Raw genomic sequence first — 22,250 nt, forward strand, 5'->3', positions numbered from 1 at the left:
AGCCATGTTGCTTTACAAACCCATAAAAAAAGCGTGACTGCTATCACGCTTTTTCTATTTTGCTTTTATACCAATTAAAAGGCTCAGAATTTCGGGCCGCCTGGGCCACCCATCATGCCCGGTGGCAACATGCCTTTCATACCGCGCATCATTTTCATCATGCCACCCTTGCCCTTCATCTTCTTCATCATCTTCTGCATCTGCGTGAATTGCTTGAGCAGTTTATTGATTTCTTGCACCTGGGTGCCCGAACCTGCGGCAATACGCTTTTTGCGCGAGCCCTTGATGATTTCAGGGCGTGCTCGCTCTTTTGGGGTCATGGAATTGATGATGGCTTCCATCTGCACAAAGGTTTTGTCACTCATTTGCCCTTTTACCGCATCGGGAAGATTGCTCATACCCGGCAGTTTATCGAGCATAGACATCATGCCGCCCATATTCTTCATTTGGCGCAGCTGATCGGCAAAGTCTTCCAAAGTAAAGCCGTCGCCTTTAAATACCTTGTCGGCAACCTTGGCGGCTTTTTCCTTATCGACCTTCATTTCCACTTCTTCGATAAGCGACAATACGTCACCCATGCCAAGAATACGTGAAGCGACACGGTCCGGGTGGAAAGGCTCTAAGGCATCGGTGCGCTCACCCACACCGATAAATTTAATCGGCTTACCTGTGATATGACGAATCGACAGGGCCGCACCACCACGGGCATCACCGTCGGTTTTAGTCAGGATCACACCAGAAAGCGGCAGGGCTTCGTCAAATGCTTTGGCCGTATTGGCCGCATCCTGACCCGTCATTGAGTCGACAACAAATAAGGTTTCAATCGGATTAATGGCGGCGTGTAGCTCTTTGATTTCGTCCATCATGTCGCTATCAACATGCAGACGACCGGCGGTATCCACGAGCACCACATCTATAAACTTTTTCTTCGCATGGCTAATGGCACCGGTAGCAATATCAACCGGCTTCTGGCTGATGTCGCTGGGGAAGAATTCCACGTCAACTTCGTTGGCCAGGGTTTCTAGCTGTTTAATCGCCGCCGGACGGTAAACGTCGGCACTGACCACTAGCACAGATTTTTTCTTGCGCTCTTTTAAGAATTTAGCCAGTTTACCAACACTGGTTGTTTTACCGGCACCCTGAAGACCGGCCATCATGACCACAGCCGGTGGCTGGGCATTCAGGTTGAGCTCTTCGTTGGCCTCCCCCATGGCTTTTTCCAGCTCTTCACGGACGATTTTAATGAAAACCTGACCCGGGCTTAGGCTTTTTGTAACTTCTGTGCCAACCGCACGCTCTTTCACCTGCTTAACAAATTCACGTACAACAGGCAGAGCAACGTCGGCCTCAAGTAGCGCCATACGTACTTCGCGCAGCGTTTCTTTAATATTGTCTTCGGTAAGACGGCCGCGGCCACTAATATTTTTTAGGGTCTTTCCTAATCGTTCCTGAAGGTTTTCAAACATCGCTAACGAGTCCGTTGCTACTTACATTGACGCCGATTATAACTGAAAGCGAGGGGCAAATCCCAGTGGCAAGTGCAATGGATTCACATAATTAGATCTAGGCAAGCGTGTGTGCTTTACATACAATGTCCTTTTAAAGCATTCATTTAATTCCTTATAAAGGTCATTATGCTGATCACAGTTTTGACATTATTGAGTTGTGTTTTTTACGCTGCGGCGACGGCGCACGTTTTATCACGCTTATTTCATGCCCAAGGACCATCACAAAAAACCACGGTCATTTTGAGTACCCTGGCGATATTGACGCACATGGTGCTGTTGGTGAATTCGGTCTTTACCAATCAGGGCCAGGATGTCAGCTTTATTAATGTCTCTTTGTTAACCTGCTGGGTTATCGTATTGTCGGTCACCGCGGTGTCACTCAAGTTCCCGGCCACCCTGCTGCTGCCCGTGGTGTATGGCTTTGCCGCCATTTTGCTGTTCGCCAGCCTGTTTATGCCGCACCATATGATAGTGCAAAATATTCACCTTGAGGCGGGTTTAGTGGCCCATATCACCCTCTCCCTGCTGGCTTACTGCATTCTGATTATCGCTACCTTGTACGCGGTACAGTTTTACTTTATCGATAAGCGCCTTAAGCGCAAAGACCTGGCCATTGTCTACAGCCACTTGCCACCACTGATGGTGGTTGAGCGCCAGTTGTACCAGTTGGTTACCGTGGGCACAGCGCTTTTGACCGTCGCCTTGCTGTCGGGCTTTATTTTTGTCGATACCATGATCAGTAAAGAATATGCCCATAAAACCATTTTATCCCTGCTGGCATGGGCAATATTTGCTGCCGTAGTGTTTGGCCGTCACCTGAAAGGCTGGCGCGGAAAATCCTCGGTGCTGACCATTATGGTCGGTGCCGCCTTATTAACGCTTGCCTACTTCGGTAGTCGCTTTGTACAAGAAGTGATTTTGCATCGTTTTTAACCAACCCCGGACAGACCACCATAAGTGGGCTTGACTCTGAGCTTTGAGTCCCGCTTAATATACCCTGATTAACAACAAAAGGATCCTTCTTTGGACGACATATCGACGAGTACCCTGTTTATAGTTTTGGGCATACTCATATTGATTTCAGGCTACTTTTCCGGTTCTGAAACCGGCATCATGTCTATAAACCGGATACGTCTTAGGCACCTAGAAAAAGAAAATCATCCTGCCGCCAAGCGTGTCAGTAAACTGCTGACTCGCCCCGATAGACTGATCGGTTTAATTCTTATCGGTAACAACCTCGTAAATATCGCCGCAGCTCAGGTAGCTACCATTATAGGTTTGCGCTTGTATGGGGATATGGGTATCGCCATTGCCACCTTTGCTCTGACCCTGATCGTGCTTATATTTGCCGAGGTAACGCCAAAGACGCTGGCAGCGCTCTACCCAGAGAAGGTCGCATTCCCCAGCTCTGTAATACTCAAAATCTTATTAAAAGTGCTATATCCACTGGTGGTCGTGGTCAATGCTATGACCAATGGCATGCTGCGTCTGTTCGGTGTGTCGACCAAGGAAATTGAAGAGCACAGCCTGAGTAAAGAAGAATTAAAAACCGTAGTGAGCGAGTCCGGCGCATTTTTACCGGCTAAGCATAAAAGCATGCTCACCTCGATTCTAGACCTTGAGCAGGTCACCGTTGAAGACATCATGATCCCGCGTAACGAAATAAACGCCATTGATATCAACGATGACTGGAAGGCGATCAGTAAACAGCTCACCAATGCACAGCATACTCGCGTGCTCCTTTATCGTGACCAAATCGATGATGCGGTGGGCTTTATCCACGCTCGTGATGCCTTGCGCCTGCTCACCAAGGAGCAGTTTAATAAGGCATCTTTGCTACGCGCAGTACGTGAGATTTACTTTATTCCAGAAGGGACTTCGCTCAACACCCAGTTGCACAAGTTCCAGCAGGTCAAAGAGCGTATCGGTCTTGTGGTCGACGAATACGGCGATATTCAGGGCCTGGTAACCCTTGAGGACATTCTTGAGGAAGTGGTAGGTGATTTTACTACGACTCAGACTCGTGCTCCCAGCGAAGAGGTTGATGTCCAGGCCGATGGCTCGGTCCTGGTTGAGGGGAGTGCCAATATTCGCGATCTCAATAAGGAAATGGGTTGGAAGCTGCCCATCGACGGTCCTAAAACCCTGAGCGGCTTAATTGTCGAATATCTCGAAGATATTCCCGATGCCAATCTGGGCTTAAAAATCGCCGGTTACCCTATCGAGGTCCTAGAAGTCAAAGAAAACATGATTAAGCTAGTGCGCGTGATCCCGCCAAAGAAGCGCAAGAAAAGCTAGAAAAATCAATATCACTACCGTCATCTGTGCTTTAATAAAACTTTGTCGTTAACGAAGGAAAGCACAGATGACAGACATCTCCTTAGAAAATATCTACAACACCGCCATAGAAATGCTGATGCAGTATGGCCCTAAATTCGTCCTTGCCATTGTCGTTCTGTTCGTTGGTTGGTGGCTTATCGGCCGTGTTGCCACCATGTGCGAGCGATCTATGCATAAAGTGAAGGTTGAAGCCGGGCTGACGCACTTTTTGGTCTCCTTCATCGGCGTCGTTCTTAAGGTGCTGCTGCTTATTTCCGTCGCTTCCATGATTGGGGTTGAGACCACCTCCTTTATCGCCATGCTCGGTGCAGCTGGTCTGGCCGTGGGAATGGCACTTCAAGGCAGCCTGGCAAACTTCGCCGGTGGTGTACTGATCCTCTTCTTTAAACCCTTTAAGGTAGGTGATGTAATTGAGGCCCAGGGCCATATGGGTAAGGTGGTAGAAATACAAATTTTTGTGACCGTCTTGCTCACCTATGATAACCAAAAAATCATAATTCCTAACGGGGTCCTCTCTAACGGCACGGTGAAAAACCTGTTCGCCGAAGAAAACCGACGTGTCGATATCGAATTTGGGATCAGCTATGGCGATGACGTGCATAAAGCCCGTGAGGTGCTGATGTCGGTGCTTAAAGACTATGACATGGTGTTAGCAGACCCCGAACCGCTGGTGCACGTGAGCCAGCACGGTGACAGCCATATCGGCATGCTGGTGTGGGCCTGGGTAAAGTCAGAAAATTATTGGCCGGTGTACTTTGGCCTCTACGAGCGAGTGAAAATTGCCTTTGATGCCGCCGATATCACCATTCCATTCCCGCAGCGCGATGTCTATATCCACACCTTTCCAAAGCAAGCGCAATGAGTTACCCGCAGAACAAAAAACGGCGCCTTGGCGCCGATTTTTTTGTGTTAAGAGAATAATCGTTCCAGCCAACTCTTGTCTAAATCGGCTTCACAACGCTTCAACCTGCACGCCATAACGCCCGGCCCGCTGTTTGACCTTATTTGCCACCGCTAGCAGCCACTTCTTGTTATTGTGAGTGCCGCGCTTAAAGCCACCCCAGCCTTCATGATAATTAAGGTATTGCGCATAGGCATCCCACTTAGACACGCCGTTGACCTGATGGGTTTTCCACACAAACCAGGCCATAAAGTCGATAGCGTCATCAAAGTCGTCTCTATCGGCCCCGCCGTTATCGGTTTCACGGGTATAGTCTTCCCAGGTCATAGTTTTCGCCTGAGAATAACCATAGGCGTCACTGGCACGACCTATGGGAATAAAGCCAAGAAAGTATTCCATCGGTGGCGCGGCATCGTGTTTAAAGGAGCTTTCTTGATACATCATGGCCATCAGCACATGTTTAGGCGATCCCCACTTTTCCTGGGCATCTTTAGCATCAAAATACCAATCTTCCTTTTCTTCAAAAATCTTACAAATATCATCGGGTTGCTTTGGTGGCGCGGTGGCACAACCAGACAAATACAGAGTCAGCAGCAATAAAGTCGAAATTTTTTTCATTTTTTTTGAACTAACTCCTTTAGGCCCAGTCTCACTATATGAATGCAGCAGTTTAGCATTGTTTCATCCCTGTAGAATAATTTGCGCGGCTACCTTAGCCGCGCTTTTTTTTATTCCTAAAACTACTCCCGAAAATAGTCATCCAAAAAAGCTTCAAAACTCTGTGAGTCTGCCGCTTCGATGTCTTTTTGCGCTTGTACCGACTGCTCAGCCTGTTGCTGTAAATAAGCCTGATCAAAGCTATGATAGTGCCATTGCCTATGTTGCTCTTGGTACTCCTTGGCCAACGCCAGCGCAAACACACCATTGTCCGCGTTAGTGGCCAGTAATTTTTCCATATAGCGTCCCGACGTGGTTTTTTCAGGCGCTTCAACCCAGCTAGCAAGCTCATTGACCGTCTCACGGTAATAGCTTACTCCATAGGCCTTATCCATATAATCAGCGACCTGCGCTAGCTCAGCGAAAATATCCGCGGCCCAGTGCGTTAATAACACCTCTTGTTCGCCACGCTTCAGGGCGAGCTCTGGATTACGACCCTGATTAACCACCAGGTCGAGGTTGTCCTGAGTACGCGTTTGCTCTTCCCAGCTCATCTGCGGCGATGCTTTTAACAGGCAATAGGTTAAAAACACATCGAGGAAATGGATTTGTTGCAGGTCGATACCAGTATCGGCAAATGGATTGACATCCAAAGCGCGGATCTCGATGTACTCAATGCCACCTCGCAACAACGCCTGCGTCGGCTTTTCACCAGAACGGGCATTGCGTTTAGGACGAATAGGCGAGTAAAACTCGTTCTCTATTTGCAGAATATTCTTGTTGAGCTGCTGCGGCTGGGCAACATGGTAATCATCCAGATCTTGATATAAATCTGAAGGCAGACTAATCGCCTTTTTCAAACCGTCTACATACTCCTCGAGGGAGTTATACATGACCCTTAAACTGGATTGAGCACTATTGGTATAACCAAGATCACCCAAGCGCAGCGCCGTGCCATGCTCAAGATACAATGAGCCCTTACCGAGCGATTTAAAGGGCAAGTCTGTTGTACGTCCTTCCAAGAAGGAACTGCACAGGGCCGGCGACGCACCGAATAAATAACTGATCAGCCATAACTCGCGCTTAAAGTTACGGATCAGCCCCAGATAACCATCGGAAATAAAGGACTGCAGGTCGCCTTTGTCACCACTTTGTTTTTGCAGGCTTTGCCAGAAACTCTGTGGAAATGAGATATTGAAGTGCACGCCGGCAATGGCCTGCATCATGCTGCCATAGCGGTTTTTTAGACCCTCGCGATACAGGGTTTTCATCCGCCCTACGTTGGAGCTGCCAAACTGCGCCAGCGGGATTTCATCCTGGTCCTGAATATAGCAGGGCATGCTTACGGGCCACAGCAGCTCACCGTCTAGTTGCTCCAGGGTAAACTTTTGCAGATCCCTCAGTTGCGCCAGGGTTTCTTTTGGGTCATCACTCACCGGAGTAATAAATTCTAATAAGGCTTCGGAGAAGTCGGTGGTGATCATTGGATTGGTGAGTGCGCAGCCAATGGCAATGGGATGCGGACGCGTCGATAAACCGCCCTGCGTATTCGTACGCAGCGCCTCACGCTCAATACCACGTTGTATCCCTACTATGGCCGCCAATTCCGATGGCGCCGATAAAGCGCTAAGTCGCTGCTGTAATTGTGTACAAGTCAAAAAATCCTACCTCTAGAGCGTCGGCTCAATTGTGTTGTTATGGGGGGCATCGCTCATTACTCAAGACCAAGGCAGTAAAATTACTTTCTCTTTGCTGCTATTTTGTTCTATTTGCTGATGCGCCATCCCGGCAGCACTTAACGGCATACACCTGTGTGCAAGTGTTAACCGACCCTGACAGTACCAAGAGTAAAGGCGTTGCAGTTGTGAGGCGTTTTTTACCACCAGCACACCTCTTCCCTCTACCCCCTGAACGTTTGCCGCGGCAATAATCTGTGCCTGCGATAAAGTTGGTACGGTAACAATGACACTTTGTGCACTAAGGCCTTGCAAGCATCGCATTCCCACTTCCATGCCCACTACATCAAGGAGATATCGCCTAGCCGGCGCAGTCACAAAGTCATCATAGCTCATTTGCTCAAAACGCCCCGCTAACCCCTCGGGCAAATCATTGCGCGTGATTGCCACGACCCGATAGCCCATGTTGGCGGCTATTTGCAAGGCCAGTGACCCCACGGTGCCGTTGGCGCCATTTATGTATAGAGGCTGGCTTTTCGGGCACTCGAGCTTGGAAATAGCTTGAAATGCAGTCAGACCCGCAAGACATAGACCTGCTAACACTGGAGACGCATTCGCTTGATCGACTTTGATCAACTCGCTGCGATGCGCTTTGGCATATTGTGCATAGGTACCGGGATGCGTTGCAAACCCGACCATGCCCATTACTAAATCTCCAGGACTCAAACCTGTGCTCTTATCACCACATTCAACTACCTCGCCGTACAGGTCATAACCCAATACCAGTGGCAGGCTATGTTTGTTTTGCTCTGCGGCAAAACCGATGCCGGCACGGGTTTTTACATCAATGGGGTTAATGGCCGCACTGAGCACCTTTATCAACACTTCATCATCGGCAACTGTGGGGTATGCCATCGAAATGGGTTTAAGTACACCGGGCTCACCAAAGGCTTGAATAGCCATGGCTTGATAGTCGCATGTCATAAGCAACTCTGTTTGTTCGATTTCTTATTACATATATTGACATTACCGGAGCGGCGAGACAATAAAAAAGGCGGCCAAAAAGAGGCCGCCTTGTTATGTCTTAGAAGATTAAATTTATTTACTGGTAAAGGTAAAGCCATTCTCATCGGCGTCAATAGAGATGACATTGCCTGTCATCAACTCGCCGGCGAGCAATTTCTGCGCCAGCGGGTTTTCAATGGCCTGCTGAATAGCACGCTTCAATGGGCGAGCTCCATACACAGGGTCAAAACCACTTTCAGCCAGTTTTGCCAGAGCTTCATCGGTTACCTCAAGAATGTATCCCTTCTCGGTTAGACGCTCGTACAGTTTTGCCAACTGAATATCGGCAATCTGCTTGATATGCTCACTTGCCAGTGGATGGAAGACCACGGTTTCATCAATACGGTTAATGAACTCGGGACGGAACTGCTGAGTCAGCACCATCATCACCTTCTCCTTCAGGGTCGCGTAGTCGTTTTTACTCGCTTCCTCCTGGATCACATCCGACCCCAGGTTTGAGGTCATAATGATCACCGTGTTCTTAAAGTCCACGGTACGCCCCTGGCCGTCGGTTAAGCGACCGTCATCAAGCACCTGAAGCAATATATTAAACACATCCGGATGTGCTTTTTCCACTTCATCGAGCAAAATCACCGAGTACGGACGACGACGTACGGCTTCCGTCAGGTAGCCCCCTTCCTCATAACCCACATAACCAGGAGGTGCTCCCACTAGACGAGAAACGGAATGTTTCTCCATAAACTCGGACATGTCGATACGCACCATGGCATCTTCGGTATCGAACATTAGCTGAGCTAAAGCCTTGGTCAATTCCGTTTTACCCACCCCAGTAGGCCCTAAGAATAAGAAGGAACCAATGGGACGATTTGGGTCTGCCAATCCGGCACGAGAGCGGCGAATGGCATTGGCCACCGCGGTTACTGCCTCATCCTGACCTATCACCCGCTGGTGCAACTCGTTTTCCATTTGCAGCAACTTCTCGCGCTCGCCTTGGAGCATCTTCGCCACTGGGATCCCGGTCCAGCGCGACAAGATTTCAGCAATTTCATCCTCGCCAACCTTGTTACGCAACAAGGTCATATCCTGCATCTCAACTTGTGATGCTAGGTCCAATTTACGTTCAAGCTCCGGGATACGGCCATATTGCAGCTCCGACATACGCTGAAGATCACCTGCTCGGCGAGCCACTTCCAGGTCCAAACGAGCCTGCTCGAGCTCCGCCTTAATTACTTGCGTGCCCTGCAGCGAGGCTTTTTCTGCATTCCAGACCTCATCAAGCTCGGCATATTCGCCTTCCAACTCTTTAATAAGCACCTGCATTTCTTCGCGGCGCTTTTGTGACGCCTCGTCTTTTTCCTTGGCAAGCGCGTTATCCTCCAGCTTCAGCTGGATAATACGGCGCTCAAGGCGATCGAGCTGCTCCGGCTTAGAATCAATTTGCAAACGAATTGATGAGCCTGCTTCATCAATCAGGTCGATGGCCTTGTCCGGTAGCTGGCGGTCGCTAATGTAGCGGTGGGATAGATTTGCCGCCGCGACAATAGCCGGATCGGTGATTTCCACCGAGTGGTGCAACTCATAACGCTCTTTTAGGCCGCGTAAAATGGCAATGGTGTCTTCGACGCTGGGCTCATCCACCAACACTTTTTGAAAGCGACGCTCAAGGGCCGCATCCTTTTCAATGTATTGACGGTACTCATCCAAGGTCGTGGCCCCGACACAGTGCAATTCACCGCGGGCCAACGCCGGCTTCAACATGTTCCCCGCATCCATGGCACCATCGGTTTTACCGGCGCCGACCATGGTGTGGATCTCATCGATAAAGAGGATCACCTGCCCCTCTTCCTTAGCCAGCTCATTAAGCACCGACTTTAAACGCTCTTCAAATTCACCCCGGTATTTGGCACCGGCCACCAGGGCGCCCATGTCTAGCGATAATACCCGCTTATTTTTAAGCCCCTCGGGCACCTCGCCATTGACGATGCGCTGGGCCAAGCCCTCAACGATTGCGGTTTTACCCACCCCGGGCTCACCAATAAGCACCGGGTTATTTTTGGTACGACGCTGTAACACCTGCACGGTGCGGCGAATTTCTTCATCACGGCCAATCACAGGATCGAGTTTGCCCTGCTCGGCGCGCTCAGTGAGATCTATGGTAAATTTTTCCAAGGCCTGACGCGTTTCCTCAGCATTGGGGTCATCTACTTTTTGTCCACCGCGCAGCGCTTCAATGGCGGTTTCCACCTTACTGCTGGTAATGTTCAACGCCTTGAAAATATCACCCAACGGGCCCTTGTCGTCACAGGCGGCCAGGACAAAAATTTCGCTGGAGATGTATTTATCTTTCCGCTTTTGCGCATATTTATCGCATAGGTTCAGCAAGGTCACCATGTTGTTCGACAACTGCACGTCACCGCCAACCCCTTCAACTTTAAATATTTTTTCTATCGCCTGTGAGAGCTTGGTATTGAGTTCATCGGCACTGACGCCGGCCTGAGCGAACAAGGCCCGTACGCTCGAGCCACTTTGCTGCAGCAGCGCATACATTAGATGGACGGGTTCAATAAATTGGTGGTCGCGCCCTAATGCCAAAGATTGGGCATCGGAAAGCGCTTGTTGGAATTTACTCGTAAATTTGTCTAAACGCATGTATCTGTTTCCACTAAATAGTTTGATTACCTATTTAATGGGTGCAGGATGGGAAATGTTCAAGTTGAGAAGATAAAAATTTGGTTGTTATTTGCGCCAGATCACGCTTGCCATGCGCCCGGTTTGCCCGTCACGGCGGTAAGAGAAGAAGCGCTCAGGCAAGGAGTGTGTACATTGGTTTGCATTGGTAATGGCGGTTAGGCCCAAGCGTTGTAGCTTTTGTGTGGCCAGCAAGGGTAAGTCGGCCAGGAATTTATCACCATGGGCCTTAAAGGCAAGCTCATGGGCACTATCAAGGGCAAGGAATTGCGCCTTGACCTCGGCGCCGACCTCAAATGCATTTGGACCAATTGCCGGTCCTAGCCACGCAGATATCTTAGCGGCTGGTGCATTAAATAAGGGTATGGCCTTTTCAATAATCCCTCCTTGCAGTGAGCGCCAACCACAGTGCAGTGCTGCAATTTCTCGACCGTCATCACTGGCAAGCAATACCGGCAAGCAATCTGCGGTCATAATGGCCAGCGGTGTTTGGGTACACCGGGTAAACAAACCGTCCGCCTCAATATGAGCGGTATCGCTTCTATCGACCAGGGTATGAATATGAGTGCCGTGGACCTGTTGCACAAAATGCGCCGGCGCGGGTAAGTGGGCATTGAGCAAGTCTCGATTCTGAGCTACGTGCGACGGATCATCGCCGACGTGATAACCCAAGTTGAAGCCTTGATACTGACCAAGGCTAACGCCTCCCTGACGAATGGTTTGCAATGCACCCACTTGCGCGGGTGCATGTGCGGTTGCATGCCAGGTTGGTTCGAACATGCTGAGATTAATAGTCTTCGTGACCATTTAGCTGAGTATCCAGACGCAGGGCTTCGGTTAGAGCAACCATATCCTCTGGTACCGGCGCCTGCCAACGCATTTGTTCACCGGTGATCGGGTGCGCAAGTTGCAGCTTAATGGCATGCAGGGCCTGACGCTTAAAACCGCGTAGCACGCTAATGAACTCTTCGCTGGCATTTTTAGGTGGGCGCGGACGGCCACCATAGAAGGGGTCACCTACCAATGGATGGCTGATATGCGCCATATGCACCCGAATTTGGTGTGTACGCCCCGATTCCAGACGCAGACGCAGTCGCGTATGAGCACGGAATTTCTCGGCGACGCGGTAATGGGTCACGGCCGGCTTACCAAACTCGGTAACCGCCATATGGGTGCGCTTGGTGGCATGACGACCAATAGGTGCATCCACCATGCCGCCGGCGGTCATGGTGCCATAACAAATGGCTTCATACTCACGGGTAAAGTTATCGCGCTTTTGCAGCGCCGCCACTAGGTGTGTTTGCGCGGGTACGGTTTTAGCAACCACCATTAGACCCGTAGTATCTTTATCCAGTCGATGAACAATACCCGCACGCGGCACGTTTTCGATTTCTGGGCAATGGTGAAGCAAGGCATTAAGCACGGTGCCATCAGGGTTACCGGCACCCGGATGAACAACCAAGCCCGCAGGCTTATTGATCACTAGAATATCATCATCTTCATAGACGATATTCAAATCGATGTCTTGTGCTTCATATTCACGTGGTGCTTCTAGCTGAGCTTCGATGCTAACCTGTTCTCCCCCCAGCAATTTTTCTCGCGGGGTGTTTACCACAAGGCCATTAACATGCACCATGTCATCAAGAATCCAGGTTTTAATGCGCGAGCGAGAATAATCCGGGAACAATTGCGCTAAAATCTGGTCTAGACGTTTACCGCCGAGCTCAACGGGAACCTCTGCACTGAGGGAAATTTGTTCTGCCATAAGCAAGTTTTACCTAATTTACCAGTGCAAGCTCAGCTTGACTGGGTTAGAATCGCATAATTCGCATAGTTTACTCGGTTTTACCTACTTGGCCTAGCCAAAGACAACAAAGGTACCTAATTAATGATAAATAAAATAAGTAAACGGGCACTAGCTGTCGTATTCACGGCCTCATTACTTAGCGCATGTTCATCGGCACCAGAGCAAGAAGAAATAGAACGAGTGCCTAACAAGTCGGCGCAAGCTCTCTATGAAGATGCACGCCAAACGCTTGACTCGGGACTATATGCCCGTGCAATTGAGCTGTTATCGGCCATTGATGCACGTTACCCATTCGGACCTTTTTCAAAACAAGTACAAATGGATCTGGTTTATGCTCATTACCAAACAGGTAATACCGAGCAGGCTCTGGCAACCATAGATCGTTTCATTCGCTTAAACCCAAACCATAAAGATCTGGACTACATGTATTACATGCGTGGTTTGGTTAACATCAAAGCAGATGAAAACGCGTTTCAGGAATATTTTGGTGTTGATCGCGCCGACCGTGATGCACAGCGCACTCGTGTGGCCTTTAGTGATTTTTCAACCCTGGTCAATAACTATCCGGAGAGTAAATACGCTGCCGAAGCCAAACGTCGCTTGGTCTGGTTACTCAATAAGATGGCTCGTAATGAGCTCAAGGTAGCCAACTATTACTATGAGCGTGAGGCTTATTTGGCTGCTGCCAACCGCGGTAAGTATGTGGTAGAGCATTTCTCGCAAAGCAGCTATTTGATCCCGGCTCTGGAAATGATGGTGAAGAGCTATGAAAAGCTAGGCCTTGATGACATGGCAGCGCACACCAGACAGACACTGGAAGTAAACAAGAATAAACGTTAAGTAGTAAAAACAGCTTAGCGAAGATAATAAAAAATCCGATGCTCAATACATCGGATTTTTTATAACTTAAATAGCAATTTTATTAATGTAATTGATACTAGATGGCTTGTTCATCTTCTTCTTGTGTTCGAATACGAACCACGCGCTCAACATCGGTCACGAAAATCTTACCGTCACCAATTTTGCCCGTTTGTGCTGTGCTGACTATGACTTCAATGGCGCGATCAACATCTTCATCGGCAAGGACAATATCCAGCTTCACCTTGGGCAAAAAGTCGACCATATACTCGGCGCCGCGATAAAGCTCGGTGTGGCCCTTTTGACGCCCAAAGCCTTTTACTTCGCATACCGTCATACCCGTGATGCCCACTTCCGACAGGGCTTCTCGTACGTCGTCCAATTTAAATGGCTTGATGATAGCTTCTACTTTTTTCATATTTTCGTTCTTGCGCTGGCAGATGAGCCGATTTTAGTCAATTGTTGACGGCGACGCAAACATCATAGGGGGTGACTAATGCGTTAATAGTGTTAAAATTAATATAATTACACAAACAGGACGATGTAATGAAAAATCATCACGTTACAAAGCAACGCGGTTTTACCCTAATTGAACTGATGGTCACAATCGCCATTGGCGCCATCTTATTAGGCATCGCTTTATTCAGCACCACGCAGATGACGAATAAAGAAAAAGCCAATAATTTTGCCATGGAATTTAAACGCCAGGTCAAGTTTGCCCGCGCTAAAGCAATGACGACCGGCGACCCAGTTGTCATGTGCGCCATGACCAATCCTGGCTCTGATGGCTCTTGTGCGACGGACTGGACAACGGGCACCATCATCATGTTTTCCGATATCAACAACAATGGTACGTTTGAGAACAGTGACGACATTTTGCTGCGCTCGGTTTCGTCTCTTGTTTCTAATAGCAAATTAAAAAGCTCGGGTGGTAGTAAGCTAACCTTTGACCAACGTGGCCAGATAGGTACTGCTGCAACCGTTTCTTTTATCTACTGTCCAACAGATGACAATAAATACAATATTCAACTTGAGGTGATGCCCACAGGCACTATTCGCAACCGAGGTAAAACCACTAGTACTTGCGATTCCTAGCAAGGCAACTAATCTTACAGTTAAAGGACTAGATATGGGCTTCAAGGATGAAAGCACATTCTCTTATTTATACGCACCATGCCACTTTAGGCATGACGCTGGTAGAATTGATGGTGACGCTTGCCATCGCAGCTACTCTTGTAGGCATCGCCCTATTCAGCTTTACCGAGCTACAACTCACTAATCGTCGCACCAGCTATATACAAACCTTGCATCGTCAAGTGATGTCAGCCCGTGCCTACGCCATTTATCATAATCAGTTTGTCAGGATCTGCCCCAGCATAGCGCAGCAATGCACGGATTCCTGGCAAAATGACATAATGATTTTTGTGGATGAAAATAACGACCGCCAGCGTAATACTAACGAACAGGTGCTCAGTATTATCTCTTCCCCTAGCGCAGGCGATAGCATTAGCTATCCACGAACTGGTTTAAGCTTTAAACCCACAGGAATGCTACTGGGCTTTAATAACGGCAGCTTTGTCTATTGCTCGACAGACCCTAAACTAAATCAACCGGCATTGCGTATTACTGTGAGTCAAATCGGTCGAATCCGCTTACGTGAAGACAGCGATAAATGTAATTAGGGTTGCAGCAAGGGTAAGACTCTTGGTGAGCTCGGGACTTAGGTGACAGACGCTCGTGGAGTAGCTCTGTATGACCACCATAATGTGATTCCGTTTCAAGCCTTAGTGACTCCCCTTATCTCACAAGACTCATGCGATGAAGGCCGTCTTTCACGTAATCTCCTACCATGCCTTGTAAGCTGCAAACCTATATAAACTGATATAACTAAGCTCATGTAATCATCTGCTACCTTGAGATGTTTGGCTATATGCGAACGAAAAAAATGCCAGCAAAGCTGGCATTTTTTAGATGAGTGAAATCAGATTATCTGGCTACTAACGTAGCTTCATCTTATCCAGTTTGCGTGCATTGGCATCGGAAAACTCCTCGCTGCGCCTAACACATTGCTGAATTTCGGCTACGCGTTGCAGTTCCTTACCTGGATACTTATGGCCCTCAGCAATCGCGGCGTGAGCGGCTTGGGCCTTACTTTTTTGCTTTATCTCTACATCGATAACAGCAAAGGTGTTGTTTTCAAGTAATGCATAACACTTATAGCCATTAAGCGCTGTGATCGCATATAAGTGTGATGACATAAGCACCGAGGTGCCTACTAACATCAATTTTAAAAATGTTTTCATAGCTTACCTCTTCCAGCAAATATCGGCGTTGGCGCTCGGGGTTGAGCCTTTAACACCAACCTCGTTAATGGTGAATGTCGTACACTTGGTGTCTTTTACCGCCACTCCCCCCGCTGGAGTGGCGGTTATTACGAAGCTTTGGCCATTAACTGTGGCAGAAAGCGTATACAAACCCGACTCGGTAGAGGTACTTACACCTAAGTTACCTATATTTGTCGTGTATTGACGGTTATCAGCAAAGTACTGCTCCTGCTTACTGGCCGCGTCAAGCAAGGCACTCATTGCTTCAGAGCGCGCACTGCTAATAACGAAGCTCTGATAATTCGGATAGGCAATAGCCGCTAAAATACCGACTACGGCCACCGTGATCATCAATTCAATTAAGGTAAATCCGTTACGTTTTCTCATTAGTTATTATCCTCCTGACGGAAAATATAGTTCTGTATTGTTCTAAACCCAGGCGTTGTGGTCTTAGTTGGATCATTTTCATCTACGGCGATCAGCTCAATTAGCTTCCCGTGATCCTCTGAGTCAGGGTCAGTTGGATCCTGAGTACCGCAGTTCAAGCAATAAAACTCATCTTCAACTATCCAAGTGGGTGAAGGCGGAACTTTATTACCTAGCTCTAGTGTAATGCCAACATCGTATACACTGGTACCGTAATGTAGGTTAAACGCATAGAGCAAACCATCACCGCCCTTAAGCTGACATTCGTCGACATTGTTCTCTGGACTAGGCTTAAATGACGTGAAATAAGCAACGCCGAATAAAATAGCGGGCTTAGCAAGGGACTTTTCGGTCGCTGCTAGTTTATACATCCAGCCATCATAGGCACTGAAGTCAACTTCTTCGTTCACAAATGCCTGCGAGCCGGACTCAAGGCCTTCAAAAGGCAGATCAGAAATATCTTTCAGATCTGTAGGCGTTAATACCGCAGGCGCAGCAACGTCGCCACCGAATGTCTGAGTTCGCGTATTTTTATCCCGCAGCATATAAAGATAGTTACTTTCAACCTTTTCAAGCGGGTGAGAACGGTTTCCGCTGCCTACTAACACGGCCTCTACGGGGCGTTCCTGTCTGGTTATAAAGGTTTGCTGACCAACCACGGTACTAGTGACTTCAGTAAAGTAAGTGCGTGCTACAGATGGGCCTAAAAGAATCGACGCTGTTCCGATGCGATTTCTGAGTTACTCAACTCGGCAAACTTAAACACCGACCAGCTATTGCTATCCGTACTTGGCATATCAAAACGCCAAACATTGCCGCCTGTATCACTGGCGTACATACGATCGGTATAACCATCATAGTCAGAGTCCAACATAGCCACTTCACCGACAATACCATGTTGACCAGGGAAATAGTTGCCACCGGCAATAGCCTCATTGGTAAATTTACCGACCAAACTGCCATCACTGGCTTTAACCATATAGATACCACGACCAATGGAGTCTGTAGTAAAGCTATTGTCTTTATTGATGTCATAGCCGGCACCAAACACGAGGATAGGCTCATCGTTACCATTCGCATCGCGATACCCTTTTAGGTAGGTGACAACAGGTCGAGACCAAGTTTGCCCCAACTGCCCCATTCCTGGAGTAGTAGGATCCAGCGTCCACATAAGCGTTGGCGCATTACTTCTAGACATATCTATAGCATAATATGAATAGCCACCACGACGCATGCCGATAATGATCCACACCTTGTCATTGCCATCTTCATCGACGATGCCATTATTGTTCGCATCTTTAAAGTACACAGTGGCGGTGCCATCCATACCATAGACTTTCTCACCCTCTGTGTTGTTACGTAACGTTGTTAAATTACTCAGCAACTCGTGTGGAATAAAGCTCCATTGTTCGGTTAACGTGTTGTTTCTATCCGAGAATAAGTGCACAAACCCGGCATTAGTGCCCATAATGATTTTAGTTTCACCATTCGCGTACGTGAGTGCCACCGGACGAGAGTGCAAGGGGTCGCCCATGATATCTTGGCGCACATCTGTTGTATCGCCATCATTATCATCGTCATCAACGTCCGTACCGCGAGCCCAATGTATTAATTCTGTGGCTGAGGTTAAAAGCGTGTCATCTACGCTTAGGCTCAAGCCTTGCGCCAGCTTATCCGCAGTACCATAAAAACTAGCCACATTTAAAGGAGTTAGCTCGTCAAGCGCTCCTCCCTCACCAATATTGGAATACACTTTACGGTTGCTAATGGTTTGTTGCGATAATACATAGTTAGCGCCACCGGCACGCACATCATCACCATCGGGGGCTGCACTCCAGAAGGTGGTCACAATATCACTACCCGATTTAATATTGCCCTCACCATCAAGGGCCTGTACGCCATTTACATCGACGACTTTGCCTTCGGAAACTTTTAGCTTTTTCAAGTTCCCGGCCCAACGCGCGCCCGTTGTGGGTAAAAACATGGCGTAGTAAACAGAATCGGAGGTTTGCGTCCGGTCAAAGTTGTTACTAGCAACCGATGGCGCCGTAAATGAGCTGGACTCCTCGAGAATTTTGCCAACGGTTTCTTGAATGGCAAATTGAAGGGCCTCGCCGGTGTCGGCAGAAAAGTATTCGCCTCCCCCTTCTTGAGCGGCTTTTAGGAGTATACTTTCAGGAGCGTCGCCACCAAAGCCTACGGTGTAGAGTGTGGCTGTTTGGTTACCAGCGATATTAGTATTTATATCCTGTTTATTCATGTAATGCGCCAGAGCGGGTAGATGGCTTTCAGCTAACTTCACTAATTCGCCGTTTTCATCCTTGACATACTCACCGTTCACATCCCTCTGATATTCGTATCCAATCAGATCGGCAATACTTGGGACGGTGTCAGGTGTTTTACCTGGTATTTGCTTCACTACATAGTTTTGAAACAGGGCCTCCACCGAGCCATTAGCGGCTGTATCTAAGGTAGGCGCACCGTCGGTGATATAAATAATGCTGATGTCTTCATCACACCCACTTAGGTTTTTAAAAGGAGTTTTGTAGATATCACCTTCGCCATTTATCGTTGTCGACAAATCAAAGGCAGGGTCATTCCCCGGGTAATTCAAGTTGCCACAATCACCGTCATTACAGTTCGAGTCATCATCTGCAAACATTACGGCATTGCCAGAGAAATAGTTGTAAGCCTCAAACAGAGTTTCACATAAAGGTGTATTCGTTTGACCTTCAATGGACGTCACTATATCGACAATACTTTCATCATCACCAAATCCAGAAACAACACGACCACCATCACGACGATACTCTTGGGGGTGATTTAGGTTGTACAGCATAAGAGCAAAATCTACATCTGGCGTAGAGCCCAGCGTATTTCTAATCGTCTCTTTTGCAACAACTATTTTATCTTGAGAAGTTTGGTTATTTTCTTTATCTATGTACCAGCGAATATAATTAGGTGAATAGAGTGTAACCACATTGGCTTTTTCGAAAATCGCCTCCATTTCATCGCGTGAATACGAATCATCAGGGCTCAAGCCTGAATAACCTAAAAATTTGGTATGGCCCGGTTTTTTACTATTACTAGGAAAGCCCTTTAGCTCATCATGGGTTTCTGAACTGTAAACCTCCCCCCCGTTTACTGCTACTTTCAGATAAGGGTCAATAGTCACATTCGTGGAAACTGGCGAAGTAAAATGGTTATCACCATCAGCACTTCGGAAATCAGCCAAACAGTCGACGGCACTTTGCATATTACCGCCGTTGTCATTTTTCAGGTTAATCCACTCACCGGAGTTATTTTTTCCTGAAAACTCAAGCATTTTCCCGGTAAAGTAACCATATTTAGCCAGCGCTTCTTTTGCCGCATCACAGCCATTAAGCAGCATGTTAAATCGCTTCGCATCGGAACGGTTTTCTAATTCACTCAGGGCTATTTGGTCAATGGGTACACCGATAGAGTAAAATACGTAATCATCCTTAAAGCCACTATCAGCACCTTCGCTAAGGTAAGTTTCATCTTTGTTGTATGCGTCAGGAGCAATAACGCTTTCATTCATACTGCCCGAGTTATCCAGTATGATAAGTACTTTAGCTTTGGTTTTAGAAGCGGCCCCATTACCTACGTATACTTCTATATCCTCAGCATGTATTGCTGCTGGCACGGATAGTGCGCACAGCAAAGCTAATTTATTAAACACTTTCATGTCGTTCACCTATTAATTTATGCTGCACGCCCTACAGAGACTCTTGCTCTATACCGGCAATAACACTAACCAAATGACGATTATTTTTGCCATAATTCACCGCACTGACGACCCGTAAGTCTCGACTGCACTTGACCTCTGAATCAGTACTATGAGCCGACCGCTTGCGCGAGCAGTTGGTTGCGCTAGGCAGACCAGGTGCTTTCAATAAAGACAAAGATGCCTTAGCTCCCGTGGCCGTTAGCGTCACCACCTCATCATCGGGCTTACTGCCATCGGTTGGAAATGGCGCTAAATTGGGTTTAGTAAAGTTAGTAGCACCATTAACCTTAATCTCCTCATAAATAGCTCGGCTACTATCGGCGTATGCCTGAGTTAAGGCCTCGTCATAGTCCTGAGCGGCGTTGATCACCTTCATATCCACACTACTACTGCTCATAAGGGTTACGGCTACTCCACTCACGACTAGCACCATAACAAGAGCCGCGATTAGCACTACGCCCTGCTGGTGAGTACGTCCTAAATTGCTATTAACCATTGGTTACTCCCGGCATTGTTAAGTTTAAAGGTTGAAACGAACACCATACGACGATAGTTATCGGTATAGGTTAACCGTCGTTGCGTAGCAGCATTATCACCACCCAACACATAGGTTTGATTCGTTAATTGGATATTATTGTCTTCTTCGGTGGCGCGCACTAATACAGACACCTGTACAGTTTTAATACTCCTTGGGCCCGATTGTTGCCAGTCTGTGGGAGTCATTTGGCTCGCGTCACGGTAGAAATCTACGTTACCGTTACCATTTTGGTCTATGCCATATAGGAAGCGAATATTTTCTACTCCTTCCAAAACCGACTCTGAACGCATACCGCCATTTCCAGCACCATCCGCATCTGTCGTTAAGCGCTTACGCATAAGCACAGGCACAGTAATATTTTTACCACCAGAGGTATAACTCTGTTCACTGATGTAATACACGACATGCTCGTAAGGCCACACCCCTTTACCAAGCTCAAATGGAATAACATTACCATCGCCTTCGATAAAACGGGCATCGGCCAAGGTAGTTTGAACATAGTACTGATTAGCATCCAATGCCTGCCCCGACACTTCTGTACCCAAAGCCCGCTTAATTTGAATAACATCACTGCCAGCCTTCGCATCATTAATACAGCCTAACGCGTTTGCCGATTGCGCTTCCTCCCCGTATAGCACCCGAAAGTTTGTTACCGCTGCGGCCGAAGGAAAGCTCCCGTTATTAGCCCCGCCAGCGCAATCCGTTCCCAGAGCATCTAAGTCTGAGGTATCTGCGGTAGTCAGAGAGTCTAGATTTAAACGACCAAAGAAGCCGGCCATAGCCAAGTCCTTGCCTAAAATATCCAAGGCAATACGCCCCGTTTCTTGCAGCTCACCCATTTCTACCGTATCTGAGGTCGTTACCTTCATACTCAGGTAGGTAAACATCACACCACCAAGCAGAAATAAGCCAACGACCATGGCGATCATTAGCTCTAATAGGGTGTAACCGGCTATTCGATTAAACCTGTTGTGCGTTATATCCATTGTCGCTCCCTACACAAATAGAAATGAATTAAGTGCTAAAACACGGCGGCGGTCATCATTGGTACCGCAATCCGCTTTAACCGCCCCTGCACCTGCATTACTGGTCAACTCTTGACGTGAATCCCAAGAAATGACCACATTAATGGCCAGGTTATCGGCGCCACCATTGGTGGTAATGCAAATCATGGCGTCGGACAGTGAACCCGTGTTATCGGTTGCACGAATCGACTTACGCCAATGCTCAATATCGAAACTGGCGATTTGCGCGGCGCTACAGCCACTGTTTATACAGCTGACATATCCGCCGTCCTGCGTATCACTACTGGCAATATTGCCGTTGTAGCTACCCGCCAATGCCCCTTCGGTATTGGCTTTCATACGCTCAATCACATCATTGGCAACGCCCAGCGCTGCCGCGCGCTGCATAGCGTCATAGGTGGCCTGCTTCGCCTTTGCCTGTAAGGCGATGGCACCTAGGAGGCCGAACACTAAAACAATAAACGCAATAAGCGTTTCGAGGAGGGTAAAACCTTGTTGATTACGCATAATGATCCATGGAGTTGCAGTAATTCTTAACAGTTTAGTAACTCAAGCACCAGGCTCAACGTAAGAAGGAATAAACGGTATATTTAGAGGAATAAGCGGTCGAGCTCAGTAAATGGTTTAGGAAGCGCTACAAAAAACTAAGATTTTTTTCCTTAAAAATCAGCTTCAAGCTGTGCTCATATAAGTTACGAGCTAAAGAAGTTACATCACTTTATGCA

20 protein-coding genes and 1 pseudogene are annotated in these 22,250 nt (G+C 47.9%); 6 read left to right on the forward strand and 15 right to left on the reverse strand.

The window, feature by feature from the left end; all coding sequences use genetic code 11:
- Positions 1–83: 83 nt before the first annotated feature.
- A complete protein-coding gene (gene ffh / locus C2M29_RS12745; RefSeq protein WP_105190123.1) occupies positions 84–1,466 on the reverse strand; it encodes a signal recognition particle protein in 1,383 nt (460 codons plus the stop codon).
- Positions 1,467–1,634: 168 nt separating this feature from the next.
- On the opposite strand from ffh, the gene C2M29_RS12750 reads away from it, so the two are divergent.
- The 3 genes from C2M29_RS12750 to C2M29_RS12760 all read left to right on the forward strand — a co-directional run bounded on the left by C2M29_RS12750 (position 1,635) and on the right by C2M29_RS12760 (position 4,710).
- Positions 1,635–2,441, forward strand: coding sequence for a cytochrome C assembly family protein (locus C2M29_RS12750; protein ID WP_105190124.1), 807 nt, complete (start codon positions 1,635–1,637; stop codon positions 2,439–2,441).
- 90 nt (positions 2,442–2,531) lie between these two features.
- Complete coding sequence (locus C2M29_RS12755) at positions 2,532–3,806, forward strand: HlyC/CorC family transporter (RefSeq protein WP_105190125.1); 1,275 nt, start codon at positions 2,532–2,534, stop codon at positions 3,804–3,806.
- A 67-nt stretch (positions 3,807–3,873) separates the two neighbouring features.
- Complete coding sequence (locus C2M29_RS12760) at positions 3,874–4,710, forward strand: mechanosensitive ion channel family protein (protein WP_105190126.1); 837 nt, start codon at positions 3,874–3,876, stop codon at positions 4,708–4,710.
- A 47-nt stretch (positions 4,711–4,757) separates the two neighbouring features.
- Here the strand turns inward: C2M29_RS12760 and C2M29_RS12765 are convergent.
- The 6 genes and pseudogenes from C2M29_RS12765 to rluD form a co-directional block, all read right to left on the reverse strand.
- Positions 4,758–5,367: pseudogene (locus tag C2M29_RS12765) on the reverse strand (transglycosylase SLT domain-containing protein).
- A gap of 122 nt (positions 5,368–5,489) precedes the next feature.
- Positions 5,490–7,064 carry a glutamate--cysteine ligase gene (gene gshA / locus C2M29_RS12770; RefSeq protein ID WP_105190127.1) on the reverse strand — a complete coding sequence of 525 codons (1,575 nt, stop codon included), beginning with the start codon at positions 7,062–7,064 and terminating at the stop codon, positions 5,490–5,492.
- Positions 7,065–7,124: 60 nt separating this feature from the next.
- Positions 7,125–8,066 carry an NADP-dependent oxidoreductase gene (locus C2M29_RS12775; RefSeq protein ID WP_105190128.1) on the reverse strand — a complete coding sequence of 314 codons (942 nt, stop codon included), beginning with the start codon at positions 8,064–8,066 and terminating at the stop codon, positions 7,125–7,127.
- Between the two features lie 114 nt (positions 8,067–8,180).
- Complete coding sequence (clpB, locus tag C2M29_RS12780; RefSeq protein WP_105190129.1) at positions 8,181–10,757, reverse strand: ATP-dependent chaperone ClpB; 2,577 nt, start codon at positions 10,755–10,757, stop codon at positions 8,181–8,183.
- An 87-nt stretch (positions 10,758–10,844) separates the two neighbouring features.
- Entirely contained in the window at positions 10,845–11,603 is a 759-nt protein-coding gene (gene pgeF, locus C2M29_RS12785) for a peptidoglycan editing factor PgeF (RefSeq protein WP_325050600.1), read from the reverse strand.
- Complete coding sequence (gene rluD / locus C2M29_RS12790) at positions 11,584–12,561, reverse strand: 23S rRNA pseudouridine(1911/1915/1917) synthase RluD (RefSeq protein ID WP_105190131.1); 978 nt, start codon at positions 12,559–12,561, stop codon at positions 11,584–11,586. The genes pgeF and rluD overlap by 20 nt, the downstream gene beginning before the upstream one ends.
- A gap of 123 nt (positions 12,562–12,684) precedes the next feature.
- Between rluD and C2M29_RS12795 the strand changes: the two genes are divergently transcribed.
- Entirely contained in the window at positions 12,685–13,443 is a 759-nt protein-coding gene (locus C2M29_RS12795) for an outer membrane protein assembly factor BamD (RefSeq protein WP_105190132.1), read from the forward strand.
- 97 nt (positions 13,444–13,540) lie between these two features.
- On the opposite strand, the gene glnB is transcribed toward C2M29_RS12795, so the two are convergent.
- Positions 13,541–13,879, reverse strand: a complete 339-nt coding sequence (gene glnB, locus C2M29_RS12800; RefSeq protein WP_105190133.1) for a nitrogen regulatory protein P-II — start codon at positions 13,877–13,879, stop codon at positions 13,541–13,543.
- Positions 13,880–14,007: 128 nt separating this feature from the next.
- Between glnB and C2M29_RS12805 the strand changes: the two genes are divergently transcribed.
- Complete coding sequence (locus C2M29_RS12805; protein ID WP_105190266.1) at positions 14,008–14,556, forward strand: GspH/FimT family pseudopilin; 549 nt, start codon at positions 14,008–14,010, stop codon at positions 14,554–14,556.
- Between the two features lie 47 nt (positions 14,557–14,603).
- Complete coding sequence (locus C2M29_RS12810; protein WP_105190134.1) at positions 14,604–15,143, forward strand: GspH/FimT family pseudopilin; 540 nt, start codon at positions 14,604–14,606, stop codon at positions 15,141–15,143.
- A gap of 315 nt (positions 15,144–15,458) precedes the next feature.
- Here C2M29_RS12810 and C2M29_RS12815 read toward each other — a convergent pair whose 3' ends face one another.
- From C2M29_RS12815 to pilV, 7 genes are all read right to left on the reverse strand, one after another.
- Positions 15,459–15,764, reverse strand: coding sequence for a hypothetical protein (locus C2M29_RS12815; protein ID WP_105190135.1), 306 nt, complete (start codon positions 15,762–15,764; stop codon positions 15,459–15,461).
- A 3-nt stretch (positions 15,765–15,767) separates the two neighbouring features.
- Positions 15,768–16,172, reverse strand: a complete 405-nt coding sequence (locus tag C2M29_RS12820; protein ID WP_105190136.1) for a type IV pilin protein — start codon at positions 16,170–16,172, stop codon at positions 15,768–15,770.
- Positions 16,172–16,819 (reverse strand): hypothetical protein, encoded by a 648-nt coding sequence (locus C2M29_RS12825; protein WP_158684730.1) that lies wholly within the window; start codon positions 16,817–16,819, stop codon positions 16,172–16,174. Before C2M29_RS12825 ends, C2M29_RS12820 begins: the two co-directional genes overlap by 1 nt.
- Before the next feature lie 95 nt (positions 16,820–16,914).
- Positions 16,915–19,920: a pilus assembly protein gene (locus C2M29_RS12830; RefSeq protein WP_105190138.1), complete on the reverse strand. Its 3,006-nt coding sequence runs from the start codon at positions 19,918–19,920 to the stop codon at positions 16,915–16,917.
- 31 nt (positions 19,921–19,951) lie between these two features.
- Positions 19,952–20,458, reverse strand: a complete 507-nt coding sequence (locus tag C2M29_RS12835; RefSeq protein ID WP_325050602.1) for a pilus assembly PilX family protein — start codon at positions 20,456–20,458, stop codon at positions 19,952–19,954.
- Positions 20,440–21,486 carry a PilW family protein gene (locus C2M29_RS12840; RefSeq protein ID WP_105190140.1) on the reverse strand — a complete coding sequence of 349 codons (1,047 nt, stop codon included), beginning with the start codon at positions 21,484–21,486 and terminating at the stop codon, positions 20,440–20,442. Before C2M29_RS12840 ends, C2M29_RS12835 begins: the two co-directional genes overlap by 19 nt.
- A gap of 9 nt (positions 21,487–21,495) precedes the next feature.
- On the reverse strand, positions 21,496–22,032 hold the full coding sequence (gene pilV / locus C2M29_RS12845) for a type IV pilus modification protein PilV (protein ID WP_105190141.1): 537 nt from the start codon (positions 22,030–22,032) through the stop codon (positions 21,496–21,498).
- Between the last annotated feature and the right edge of the window lie 218 nt (positions 22,033–22,250).

The sequence above is a fragment of the Pseudoalteromonas sp. T1lg48 genome (assembly GCF_002964785.1).
Lineage (GTDB): Bacteria > Pseudomonadota > Gammaproteobacteria > Enterobacterales > Alteromonadaceae > Pseudoalteromonas.